Here is a 12,124-nt window from a genome sequence, read left to right on the forward strand (position 1 = left end):
GTTGACCATGGGCCGCAACGCTTCCCACGGGCTATCTCACTTCTTCAAACAAGTAAACCAAACCCTTCCAGCGGGCCTATCGTAACGGCCGGCTGCGGATCGCCTAATAGGCCACCAACATTAACTTGACAGCCTCGCGGACGGCGCCCTTTCCCGAGGCTCGTCCGTTTGTGGTATAATGGTCCCAAAGCCATCGGGCTTCGAAAAAGGTGGTGCCGGAAGCGATCGAAAGGGCAATCCTGGTGGCCCTCGACCAAGCCGGAAAGGATCACTGGCCGATTGAGGAGTCCCTGGATGAACTGGGCCTACTGGCCGGTTCAGCGGGGGCTCTCGTGGTTTCCCGGCTGGTTCAGCGGCGCGAGCACCCGACTGCCGGCCATTACCTGGGCTCCGGTAAGGCCGAGGAACTTCGCGAGGTCTGCGAGGAGGCGAACGTAGACCTTCTCATCTTTGACGACGAACTGACCCCGACCCAGCAGAGGAACCTCGAGGAGGCGGCCAAGGTCCGGGTGGTCGACCGGACCCAGCTAATCCTGGACATCTTCGCCCGCCGGGCGAGGACGAAAGAGGGCCAACTCCAGGTGGAACTGGCCCAGCTGCAGTACCTGCTGCCCAGGCTGGCCGGACGGGGGACGGAGATGACCCGCCTTGGTGGTGGCATCGGAACGAGGGGACCCGGCGAAACCAAACTCGAGGTCGATCGGCGTCGGGTCCGGCGGAGAATCACCGAGTTGGATCGGGAGATCGAGGGGATCAGCGCCCACCGCCGCCTCCACCGGGAGAACCGGCATAAGGTTCCCTATCCGCTGGTTTCCCTGGTCGGATACACCAACGCCGGGAAGTCGACCCTCTTCAATGTCCTGACCTCAGCGGGGGTCCTGGCCGAGGATCGCCTCTTCGCCACCCTGGACCCGACCACCAGACGCGTTCACCTGGCTGGATACGGCGAGGCCTTGATCTCTGACACGGTCGGTTTTATCCGCAAGCTGCCTCACCACTTGGTCAAGGCTTTCCGGGCCACCCTCGAGGAGGTGGTCGAGGCGGATCTCCTGGTTCAAGTGGTCGACGCCAGCCATCCGCAGGCTCGCCAGCAGATGGACGTCGTTCGAGGTGTTCTCGAGGAGCTGGGAGCGGGCTCCAAGCCGCTGATCACCGCGCTGAACAAGGCCGACCTCTGCCCGCCCGTCGAACTGGATCTCCTCAACCGGGAGGTTGAGGGCGGCGTGGTCACCTCGGCCAGGACTGGAACGGGCCTGGACCGGCTCACGTCGGCCATGGCGACGGCCTTCCGGCCGCGGCTTGAACACGTCAGCCTGGTCGTCCCCTATGACCAGCAGGGGCTGGTCTCTCTGCTCCACGAGAAGGGGACGGTGACCAGGGTCGAGTATGGTCAGACCGGAATCACCGTCGAGGCCGATATCGAGGCCATTTGGGCTAGACGTCTTCGGGAGGAGTTGGCTTAACGCTTGCCGTCCGGTTCAGCCCACGCTTTTCAGGTTCTGGTTGAGCACTATGGGGTCAGTGAGCCCCTGGCCCAGAGGGTCGGCGAGGTCTATCGCCGGACGAGCCGTCCAACCGCCGGCTTGGATTCGGTGGCCGCCACCAACCAGGCTCGGGTACTGGCCGCCTTCCACCGCCTGCGGATCCACGAAAGCGACCTGCGGGACTCCACCGGGTACGGGTACGGCGACCGCGGGCGGGCGCTGGTGGATGCCCTCTACGCCGAGGCTTTCCAGGCCGAGAAGGCCCTGGTCCGCCAGCAGATCGTCTCCGGGACGCACGCCATCGCCCTGGGCCTCTTCGGCTGCCTCCGTCCGGGCGACGGACTCATGTCAGCCACTGGGACCCCCTACGACACCCTCCTCCCGGTGATCTCCGGCGCCCCGGGCTCCCTGGCCGAGTTCGGGGTGGCCTACCGCGAGGTCCCCCTTCGGCGAGGGAGGCCCGATCAAGCGGCCATCATCCGCGCCCTCCGTCCATCCACCAAGGTGGTCCTGATCCAGCGGTCGAGGGGTTACGCCTGGCGGGAATCGCTTTCGGTGGCCGAAATCGGACGCCTCGTCGAGGTGATCAAGGCCCACCAGGCGCGGACCATCTGCCTGGTCGACAACTGCTACGGCGAGTTCGCCGAGGACCGGGAGCCGACCGCGGTCGGCGCCGACCTCCTGGCCGGGTCATTGATCAAGAACCCGGGCGGCGGTCTGGTCACGACGGGCGGGTATCTGGCCGGCAGAGCGGATCTGGTCGACCTGGCGGCCGCCCGGCTGACCGCCCCCGGCATTGGGGCCAAGGTGGGATCGACCACCGGCTTCTGCCGCTTGGCCGCCCAGGGGCTCTTCCTGGCCCCGGGGGTCGTGGCCCGCAGCCTGGTCGGGATGCGTCTGGCCGCCGCCTTCTTCAAGGACCTGGGCTTCGCCGTCGACCCGACCCCAGATGGCCCGAGGACCGACATCATCCAGGCCATCAAGCTCGGCTCGGAGGCCGGGCTGGTGGCTTTCTGTCGCGGCCTTCAGAAGGCCTCGCCGGTCGACGCCGATGTCCTCCCTGAGCCGGCGGAGACCCCCGGCTACGGCGATCGGGTGGTGATGGCCGGCGGCACCTTCGTCCAGGGATCCTCCATCGAGCTCTCGGCCGACGGCCCACTCCGTCCCCCCTTCGCGGTCTACCTTCAAGGCGGGCTCGACCCGGAGCACGTCGCCATGGCCTGCGCCGTCGCGGCTCAGGAGCTCCTGGCGGCGGGCGTCCTCGGGGGGAAGAAGATCCGCCGGAAGAGGATTTGAGGTCCCGCGGGTAGAAGGTACGTCGTCAGTTTTCCGGGTTCTTCCGCGACTCGTACCGGTGCCGCCAATCACGCGAAAAGCCGCCCACGCGGCGGCTCAACTGAGGGGGAGTCAATGTGCCTCGCTTGACCGAGGAGGATATCTTGAAGAAGGTCAAGGAGCTGGACGTCAAGTTCATCCGGCTCCAGTTCGTGGACATCCTTGGGATCCTCAAGAACGTGGCCATCCCGGCTGACCAGCTACCGAAGGCCCTCGAGGGCGAGGTGATGTTCGATGGGTCGTCAGTCGAGGGCTTCGTCCGCATCGAGGAGTCCGACATGTACCTGAAGCCCGACCCGAATACTTTCGCCGTCTTCCCCTGGAAGTCGAGAGAGCAGGGGACCACGGCCCGGCTGATTTGCAACGTCTACAACGCCGACGGCAGCCCCTTCGACGGATGTCCGCGGAACACCCTTCAGCGGGTCCTGACTGAGGCGAAAGACCTGGGCTACTCGATGTTCGCCGGCCCGGAGGCGGAGTTCTTCCTCTTCCATCGGGACGGTGAGGGCCGGCCGACCACCAGGACCCATGACCAAGGCGGCTATTTCGACCTCGGTCCCATCGACCTGGCCGAAGAGGCCAGGTCGGACATGGTCCTGGCCCTCGAGGAGATGGGCTTTGAGATCGAGCGGTCGCAGCACGAGGCGGCCCCGGCCCAGCACGAGATCGATTTCCGGTACGCCGACGCCCTGACCACGGCCGACTACGTGGCCACCTTCCGCTTGGTCGTCCGGACCATCGCCCAGCACCACGGCTTGCATGCGACCTTCATGCCTAAACCCTTGCACGGAGTGAACGGTTCGGGCATGCACACCCACATGTCCCTCTTCAAGAACGGGAAGAACGCCTTCTTCGAGCCCAAGGCCCCCTACCAGTTGAGCAAGGTGGCCATGTACTTCCTGGGAGGTCTGATGGCTCACGCCAAGGGCTTCACGGCCATCACCAACCCCCTGGTCAACTCGTATAAGCGGTTAGTGCCCGGTTACGAGGCCCCGGTCTACATCGCTTGGTCTGAGCAGAACCGTAGCCCGCTGATCCGGGTGCCGGCCCGCCGCGGCGTCGGGACCAGGCTCGAACTTCGGAGCCCCGACCCGTCTTGTAACCCGTACCTGGCCCTGACGGTCATGCTCAAGGCCGGGCTTGACGGGATCAAGAAGAAGATCGAACCGCCGGAGCCGGTGCCGCGGAACATCTACCACATGACCCCCGAAGAGCGGGCCCAGTTCGGCATCGACAGTCTTCCCGGGAGCCTCGAGGAAGCCCTCCGGGAGCTGAGCCGGGACGAGATCATCCGCGAGGCCCTCGGCGAGCACATCTTCACCCATTTCATCGAAGCCAAACAGATCGAGTGGGATATCTACCGGACCCAGATCCACCAGTGGGAGGTCGACCAGTACCTGGCGGTGTTCTGAAAAGCGTAAGCCTTGATAGGCTTCGATAAGATCGGCCGCCCAAGTCCCGGTCAGAAAACGGAAAACGCTTGACGGTAAGGGACTGAAAAAGCAGGCCACCTGAAGGTGGCCTGCTTACTTTATGGCCGGGCTACAAAACACTCGGCAGGAGATGGTGGCAAGGGTTGGAGGGAACCGCGCCCCGCCGGGCAGGGACAGATGGCAACCGCCGGTCAGCGGATGTGCCTGAAGAGCCCGATGACCTTGCCGAGGATCGTCACCTCACTGACGATGAAGGGGGCCAGGGCGGAATTCTCCGGTTGGAGCCGGAAGTGGCCGTTCTCCTTGAAGAATCGCTTGACCGTGGCTTCTTCGTCAATCATCGCTACCACGACATCACCGTTCTGGGCGGTGGACTGGCGGCGGACGATGACGTAGTCGCCATCCAGGATGCCGGCCTCGATCATGCTATCCCCCCGAACCGTGAGCATGAAGACGTTCTCGTCCCGAATCAGGTCGAAGGGGAGGGGATAGGTTTCCTCGATGTTCTCGACGGCCAGGATGGGCTCGCCGGCGGTCACCCGGCCGACCATGGGGACCTGGACCAGACGGCGACTTCGCATCTCCCGCTCATCGACGACCTCGAGGGCCCGGGGTTTGGTCGCATCCCGGTGGATCAGGCCTTTCTCTTCCAGCCGGTCGAGGTGGCCGTGGACGGTAGAACTCGAGCTCAGACCGACGGCCTCGCCGATCTCCCGGACCGAGGGCGGATATCCTCGCTCCCAGACGACCTTGCGGATGTAGTCGAGGATCTCTTGCTGTCGTCGGGTGATCGCATCGGGCACAGGTGCCACCTCCGCGGAACGCCGTTTGAAGACTTGTGCGAGGGGAGTTACGAACTGGCAGAAGGGCAGTCGGTGACTCCGCCGGCCTCCCGCCTGGAAGCATTATACCATGCGAAGTCGGCCTTGGCAAACATCTGTTCGCTTCTTGGCCGACAGCCCTTGACACGGAACGTCTGTTCGGGGTATGCTGTGGTCGGTGCCCGAACGTGTGTTTGCGGACGCCGTTCGGTCCGCGGGAGGGGGGACCAGTTTGAGTCTTGAAGGCGTGCTTGCCAGTAGGCGTTATGGAGGCTACGTGGGACCGCGGGCGAAGTACCGGCGGCGGGGAACCGACGATTTGGTCGGGCGGTCGGCCAAGATGGCCGTTGAACCGGCTGCCGGCGGGAGTTCAAGCCGCTGGAAGCTGACTCATCCCGAAAGGCTTTCCGGCCTGGCGGTGATGATAGCCGCCGTGATCCTGGCCTCCAGCGTTCTTCCAGCGCTGGCCACCAGGGTCGCGGTATGGTGGCCCACGGCCGCGGCAACGCTCGAGGGACAATCGGCGGACCCCGGCCGGATAGGCATTCTTGAGACGGTCATCGCCAAGCCGGGCGACACGCTCTGGACCTTGGCTCTCAAGTATTACCCTGGCAAGGACCCGCGCCTAGGCGTGGCCCGCCTTCGGGCGGACAATAAGCTGGAGAACGGCGGCATCTGCGTAGGCCAAACCCTCTTAGTCGAGGTCGCTGCGCCGCCAGGCCTCGACGTCACTGTCGCGACCAAGACCAGCAAATAGGGAGCAGCTACGTGACAGTTGCCACCAGGCCTTGACAAGTGCATTAGGCTGCCACCGGCGGGCACAATAAGCGCGCTCGAACTTTCCTTTCTGGAAGGAGAGGGTTAGCCGTGTCCCGCCAGACGACGCCAGTGCCAAGACGGAAGGCTTTCCCCGACATCACCGACGACTTTGCCCTTGACGAGCTGCTCTACGAGCAGGCGGATGTCGACCGACCTTATCCGGAGGGCCCGGTGCCGGGCGAGGGGGAGGACCCGGACGGTTGGCCGAGGTCCCGTGAAGACTATCGACTCCAGGCCGAGGACCCTTACGACTACCCAGATTCGTGGATCTCCGGTCTTGGGATGTAACAGACAAAAGATTACGCCCCCCGACAATCACCGGGGGGCTTTTTTCGGCCCTCGGTCATCTTGAACAGCAAAGGCCATATAGTTGATAGCGCTATGGACCGACACGTCTTGGCCATGACAATCATCCGGCTCATCTCGGGTAGCATCGAAATTACCGCGGCCATCCTCATGTTCCGGCTGGGGAGCCTGGCCACGGCTTTCCGGATCAACGCCCTCCTGGGGTTGACCGGGCCGATCGTCTTCCTTTCGGCCAGCGCAGTGGGCCTCCTCGGTTTGGCCGGCAAGCTCTCCCTCGGCCGTCTGGTGATGGTTCTGGCCGGTATCCTCCTCATCCTCCTGGGGGTTCGGTGAGTACAGTGAGGCCGGAGGCAGCCGAGATCAGAGCCGAGAGAGGGAGGAGGTGGGATACCAAGGATTGGGGGCCTCCGGTACGCGGTACACCATGGCGAGTAAACGCAGGTGTGACAAGGGCTAGTGACTAGTTCGCCACGCAGGAGCCCTGTGCTTGGCCGGCTCGGCGCGATGGGCTCAGGCCGCAGACAGACAGTCAAAGCAACCCCGCGTAAGTACACGTCGGGGTTGCTTCGCGTCTGGCGGGGGGGTGCAGGACGGGCGTGCGGTGCCTCGGGTGGGGCGCCCCGGGTTCCCGGCAGTCCTGGCGGCAACCCGGAAGTCTTGGTCGCTCTTTGAACGTCCGATAATACATATTATGTCGTCTAGAGGGCGGGAAGAGGCCGAACTTGTCAGTCGCGCCCCCCCGCGCACCCTGAGGGGGCCATTGACCGGCCAGTGGCGCTCGATCAAGACTCGTCTGGCCGTCTTCCCCTGGCCCGCATGACCAGCATGGTAAGAAGCCTTTGGAGTCAGGCCTCTCGTCGGCCACGGACCGACCTTCGCTACTCATCGATCATTCCACCCGCCGGACCACCGGACGGCGCACAATCGGAATTCGCAAAGTCCGAACCGTTCGGTCCGTCCGGGTCCGATGCAGTCGGGGGCAGCCGCCCGGCTGCCGGTTGGGTCAATTGGGTCAAATAGTCGGCTAGTCGGCCGGGCGGTCCGGGAGTTTTCTCCGATCGGTCAGAGTAGCTGGGACTCCTCAGAAAGCGGCCATAGGTCGATGCCTACCGGCTGGAGAAAGGCCCCTCCTAGGGCCTCCTGGCGTGTCGTCTAGCTGGGCTTGGGGGGAAGGCCGCGGAGTCCCGGGGTAACCAGGAGTAAACGCCCCTCACCGGCCCGCTTGTGCCTGGACGGCGTCCCCGAGCCGGCGGTCAGCAGTTGACCGCCCTCCCGATGTCCCTGAGGGGACCGCCGCCACCGCAGAGGTCAGCCTCGCCGCATCCCCGGCAAGGCTCGGAAGGGTGTCATCGGTCTCTCAGGGCTGTGGCCACTGGGTGCCGCCGGATCCTGCTGAAGGAGTGGCGTCGGGGATTGCCGACCGCTCGAAGTGAGCCATCCCCCCGCTCAGTGCCAAAGCGTGCTCCTGAGGGGCGGCCCAGGGGCGCTGCCGCCCCCCACTCCCCGCTTGGTGACATAACACGGCCTTCTGGAATCCCCCGACTGGCTAAGGGCCTGCCTCGGCGACCCGCGGCTTGCGCCCTGCCTATAGCCTGCCTCGTTCGATCAGTTCCTCCAAGAAGGCCCGCACTCCGGCAGTCAGGTCGAGGGCCAGAGCTTCGCCCCGGTCGACCCAGCGGACCTCGGAGACGTCGCTCCCGGCCCGAGCCCCCCCGCCAGTCGGTCGGACGAAGAAATCCAGGAGAACGTAATGAAACTGAACCCTCCCGTCGGCGTCCGGGGTGATCGCCTCACCAACCGTGGCCAGTTCGCCCGGCTCGACCACCAACCCGGTCTCCTCGAAGGTCTCACGCTTGACCGCCTCGGCCAATTTCTCCCCGACCTCCACCAGTCCCCCCGGGATGCTCCACTTGCCCTTCCCGGGCGCGTGTCCCCTCTGGACGAGGAGGATCCGTCCGCCCTCGATGACCACCGAGCCGACTCCGACCAAGGGATACTCCGGGTACTCTCGGCCCACGCCACTCCCACCAGTCCGTCGTCGATTGAAAGGGCTACTCCGGGGCCCTTCCCAGCCCGCCCCTCGAGCCAGGGATCAATCCCGCTTTGACCCACCCCTTGCGGCGGCCAAGGCTAGAGTCACCGCTTCCTCAGTCGTGGCGGCCGCCAGCGGCCGCTGGCCGGGATGCCCTCCGCCGGCCCGGCATCGGTCAGAGTCCTCCGAGCTGAACGACCATGAGCCGAGAGACACGACGGTCTTCCCCCTCTTCCCTTCTCGTCTGAACTTATGGGGTCGGGCCACCCGTTCCCCAATTTCCCAGGAAATGCCACTCACCTGCCCGTCGCTGACCAGCTCAGGATAGGTCCACCGGCCTGCCAGGCCACCAGGCCGCGTCGCTCCAGATCGGTCAGGATGGCCGTCACGCCTGTGCGGACCAGGTAGTACTGGCCAACGCCGGCGAAACTGAGCCCGATCCGAGTGGCCAGAGCGGCCATGAGGTCGTCGAGGGTCCTTGGCTGAGCCAGGACCTCCAGGACCATCCACCTCAGGCGGTCGAAGGCCTCCCGGTTGGCCGCCAACGACTCCGACAGGCCCTGACCGTCCAGAGCTTGGCCGTGTCCAGGCACGTACCGGCGGTAACGAGCAGCTACCGAATTCAGCGTCGCCAGCGAGGCCAGGGCCGCCTGGACGTCCACACAGAAGGGAACCCCGTGTTTGGCCAGGATCGCCGGCGGGAAGAAGGCGTCGGCCGTGAAAAGCACGCCGTCGTAGGCCAGCCCGACCTGACCGTAGGCGTGCCCGGGGAGGGGGACGACTTCGACCACGAGGCCCTCTCCGAGGTCGAGCCGGGCTGCTTCGGCGGGCAAGTCACGGACGTCGGCCACCGCCTCGGCCATGAAGAACTTGCTTTCCAGTTCGCCCCCGGGCAACGCCCCGGCGGCCAGGTAGATCGGCTCCCACACCGGGTTCCGGACGACCGTCGCCTCGAACGACGAGGCGTACACCGGGGCCCCCGTCCGGGCATGGAGGAAGCGGTCCCCGCCAATGTGGTCGGCATGGGCATGGGTGTTGATGATGGCTACGGCCTTCAGCCCCTGCTCGTTTAGAAGGCGGAGAACCTTCCGGGCTGAGCTCTCGTCCAGGCCAGGGTCGATGACGGCCGCCCGCCCACCGTCGGCCACAAGGATCCCGCTGTTGGTCGGCCCGATCAACCCCCAGACCCGGTCGGTCAATCGCTCTGGGACCACCAGAAGTCCCTCCTCCGGAAGGATTATGTCTCGAGGACCGGGGCCCCGCCCTCTCTAGGCCGATCCTCCGCCGGCGATGGGAGAGAGGATGACCACCTCTCCGTCACCATCGAGGAGGTCCTCCCGGCCGATCCGCCGGCCCTCAAAAAGAGCACCGATGGCCAGCTCCGGACGAAGACCAATGGCGCGGAGCAGATCGGCCAGGGTCAGCGGCCCGCCGGCGGCATAGATAAAGTCGTCGGACCGTCCTCCGGTCCCCTCATAGGCCCCGGCCGACACGTATTCCCGCAGATGCCCGGGGACCATCACCCGCAATCTCAACCTGGATTCCACCTTCCCCAGCAAGCTACCGGGGCCCATGGGGACCCCGGCAACCCTTATCATAAGCCCCGGATCTTGCCGGACTGCGCCAGGCTGTCGGCCTCCCGGTCGAGACCAAGCCGGCGAAGGGTGGCCACGGTCGGCCTGCCGTCGTTATCCCACCCGCGCTTGGAGTAGTACTCGTCGAGCAGGATGTCCAGTTTCTCCCTGGGGATATACTTTCCCTTCGCCGGGCCATCCGGCACCGGTTCCTCCATCCAGCGGACCGGCGGGTAATCCCACGACCTTCCGAACCCCTCAAGGTGCTTGAGGTTGAACGCCCGGGTCAGGTTCCAGACCCGCTCCGCCGCCAGCAAGAGATCCTTCCAGCTGTACTCCTTTCCGGTGACCAGGGGGAAGATCTCTTCGTAGTAGCGGAGGTCGAAGCCGATCTCCACCCACTGCAGACGACAGATTCCCAGGAGGTCGAAAAGCGGTCGGGTGTGCTGTAACTCGATGACCTTGTCGACCTTGCCTTCCAGGGTGTCCCGCCCGACCGCGACATCGTGGGTGATCGCCCAGGACCGGTTGTGGTGGCCGCCGACGTCGGCGGTCATGTAGGACAGCATCATCGCCGGGGCCCAACGGGGTTCGTACCCGCTGACCTCCAGCCCCTTGACGTGGATGGCGAAGCGCTCAGAACCCTTGTCGAACGCCTTGGCGGCCGCCCTGACCCCGTCGGCCAGGATCTGGCCGATGCCCTCCCGTCGGGCGATCTTGTCGAGCAGGTACTCAACCGACCCCGGGTCGCCGAAACGGATCTCTCGCCCGACCTCTGCTGGGCCGATGATCCCTCGTTCAAAGCATTCAATGGCGAAGGCGGCCACGTTGCCCCCGGAGATGGTGTCGATGCCCAGCTCGTCGCAGACGTAGTTCAAGTAGGCGACGTCCTCGATGGAACCGATGCCACAGTTGCCGCCAAGGAGGGCGATGGTCTCATACTCCGGCCCCTCCACGTAGACCTCGCGGCCGCCGCGAGTCGACCCCACGAAGGCCTTCGTCTTGGAGTACTTGCCGCACGGGATCGGGCAGCCGAAGCAGCCCTTGTCCGTGACCAGCAACCTTTCCCTGAGCTTCTGGCCGTTGATCTCCTTATGACCCTCGAAATAGGAGGTCTGGAAGTTCCGGGTCGGGAACGCCCCGACCTCGTTGACCCAGTCGGTCACCCCGGCCGTACCGTACGGGGTCCATTCCTTGAACCCCGGCTTGGAGAAGCAGGCCTCGTACATCTCTCGTCCCTTGGCCTCGACGCCCTTCGGGTCGGCCAGCGGGATGGTCCGCGTGCCGCGGACCGCGATGGCCTTGATCTTCTTGGAGCCGAGGACCGCGCCAATGCCCGTCCGTCCAGCCTGCCGGCCGAAGTCGTGAGACACGCAGGCGAAGTGAACCCGATTCTCCCCGGCCGGGCCGATGGTGGCGACCTGGAACTCCTCGCCCAGGTCGTCCTTGATCGCCCTTTCGGCCTCCAAGGCCCCCAGTCCCCAGTACTTCGAGGCCTCGACCATCTCGACCTTGTCATCGTCGATCTTGATCAGACTGGGACGGGCCGCCGCTCCCCGGATGACGATCGCGTCATAGCCGGCGTACTTGAGCTCGGCCGCCAAGTGCCCCCCCATGTTGGAGTCGCCGTAACCGCCCGTCGCCGGCGACCTGGAAGCCAGGGTAATCTTGCCACTCCCCGGCAGGAAGACCCCTGACAGCGGGCCGGAAGCCACCACCACCAGGTTGTCGGGAGACAGCGGCTCGACCCCCGGGTCGAGTTCATCGAACAGGATCTTGGCCGCGAACCCCCGGCCCCCCAGGAACTTCTCAGCCATCTCCTTCGGAGTCGGCTGGCCGGTGATCCGTCCCGACGAGAGATCGATCCGAAGGATCTTGCCTCCGTATCCGTTCATGAGCTCTCTCACCTCCGCCTACTTCGGGGCGACGATCTCGCCGTCGAGGTCCAGGATGGCATTGCGGGGACAGAGCCGGACACATTCCCCACAAAGGACGCACTTGATCGGAGCGACCCGGTCCGAGTGGGTGAAGAGGGTCTTGCTTTCGCAGGCCTCGACGCACAGCCCGCAGCCGGTGCAGAGGTCCGGCTTGATCTCATAGGCCTTTCCCTTCAAGCTGATGGCCCCCGCCGGGCAGACCTCCGCACACTTCCCGCACTGGTCACAGACCACGATCTGGTACTTGCCGGGGCTTGGGAAGCGGCCGCGAATCCTGATGGCCGACTTCTTGGGGTTCTGCTCCCCCAGGTTGTGTAGGGCGCAGATCATCTCGCAGACCCGGCACCCCGAACACAGGTCTTCGACCAATTTCAGCTTCAACC

The 12,124-nt window shown here is 65.2% G+C and carries 12 protein-coding genes; 6 read left to right on the forward strand and 6 right to left on the reverse strand.

The window, feature by feature from the left end:
• Window positions 1-212: 212 nt before the first annotated feature.
• The 3 genes from hflX (at window position 213) to glnA (ending at window position 4,231) form a co-directional block, all read left to right on the forward strand.
• Window positions 213-1,463 (forward strand): GTPase HflX, encoded by a 1,251-nt coding sequence (gene hflX, locus VGL40_02240; protein ID HEY3314090.1) that lies wholly within the window; start codon window positions 213-215, stop codon window positions 1,461-1,463.
• A gap of 3 nt (window positions 1,464-1,466) precedes the next feature.
• Complete coding sequence (locus tag VGL40_02245; protein HEY3314091.1) at window positions 1,467-2,780, forward strand: methionine gamma-lyase family protein; 1,314 nt, start codon at window positions 1,467-1,469, stop codon at window positions 2,778-2,780.
• A gap of 116 nt (window positions 2,781-2,896) precedes the next feature.
• Window positions 2,897-4,231, forward strand: coding sequence for a type I glutamate--ammonia ligase (glnA, locus tag VGL40_02250; GenBank protein HEY3314092.1), 1,335 nt, complete (start codon window positions 2,897-2,899; stop codon window positions 4,229-4,231).
• A 212-nt stretch (window positions 4,232-4,443) separates the two neighbouring features.
• Here glnA and lexA read toward each other — a convergent pair whose 3' ends face one another.
• Window positions 4,444-5,055 (reverse strand): transcriptional repressor LexA, encoded by a 612-nt coding sequence (gene lexA / locus VGL40_02255; protein ID HEY3314093.1) that lies wholly within the window; start codon window positions 5,053-5,055, stop codon window positions 4,444-4,446.
• A 358-nt stretch (window positions 5,056-5,413) separates the two neighbouring features.
• Between lexA and VGL40_02260 the strand changes: the two genes are divergently transcribed.
• From VGL40_02260 to VGL40_02270, 3 genes are all read left to right on the forward strand, one after another.
• Window positions 5,414-5,830, forward strand: coding sequence for a LysM peptidoglycan-binding domain-containing protein (locus tag VGL40_02260; GenBank protein ID HEY3314094.1), 417 nt, complete (start codon window positions 5,414-5,416; stop codon window positions 5,828-5,830).
• Between the two features lie 131 nt (window positions 5,831-5,961).
• Entirely contained in the window at window positions 5,962-6,180 is a 219-nt protein-coding gene (locus VGL40_02265; protein ID HEY3314095.1) for a hypothetical protein, read from the forward strand.
• A gap of 114 nt (window positions 6,181-6,294) precedes the next feature.
• Window positions 6,295-6,531, forward strand: a complete 237-nt coding sequence (locus tag VGL40_02270) for a DUF2619 domain-containing protein (GenBank protein ID HEY3314096.1) — start codon at window positions 6,295-6,297, stop codon at window positions 6,529-6,531.
• Between the two features lie 1,252 nt (window positions 6,532-7,783).
• Here VGL40_02270 and VGL40_02275 read toward each other — a convergent pair.
• The 5 genes from VGL40_02275 to VGL40_02295 all read right to left on the reverse strand — a co-directional run bounded on the left by VGL40_02275 (window position 7,784) and on the right by VGL40_02295 (window position 12,122).
• Window positions 7,784-8,215, reverse strand: a complete 432-nt coding sequence (locus tag VGL40_02275) for an NUDIX hydrolase (GenBank protein ID HEY3314097.1) — start codon at window positions 8,213-8,215, stop codon at window positions 7,784-7,786.
• 311 nt (window positions 8,216-8,526) lie between these two features.
• Window positions 8,527-9,444: an MBL fold metallo-hydrolase gene (locus tag VGL40_02280; GenBank protein HEY3314098.1), complete on the reverse strand. Its 918-nt coding sequence runs from the start codon at window positions 9,442-9,444 to the stop codon at window positions 8,527-8,529.
• Window positions 9,445-9,498: 54 nt separating this feature from the next.
• Window positions 9,499-9,765 carry a hypothetical protein gene (locus VGL40_02285; protein HEY3314099.1) on the reverse strand — a complete coding sequence of 89 codons (267 nt, stop codon included), beginning with the start codon at window positions 9,763-9,765 and terminating at the stop codon, window positions 9,499-9,501.
• 59 nt (window positions 9,766-9,824) lie between these two features.
• Window positions 9,825-11,699: an aldehyde ferredoxin oxidoreductase family protein gene (locus VGL40_02290; GenBank protein ID HEY3314100.1), complete on the reverse strand. Its 1,875-nt coding sequence runs from the start codon at window positions 11,697-11,699 to the stop codon at window positions 9,825-9,827.
• Between the two features lie 18 nt (window positions 11,700-11,717).
• Window positions 11,718-12,122, reverse strand: a complete 405-nt coding sequence (locus VGL40_02295) for a 4Fe-4S binding protein (protein ID HEY3314101.1) — start codon at window positions 12,120-12,122, stop codon at window positions 11,718-11,720.
• Between the last annotated feature and the right edge of the window lie 2 nt (window positions 12,123-12,124).

Source organism: Bacillota bacterium (assembly GCA_036504675.1).
GTDB lineage: Bacteria > Bacillota > Sulfobacillia > JAJYWN01 > JAJZPE01 > DASXUT01.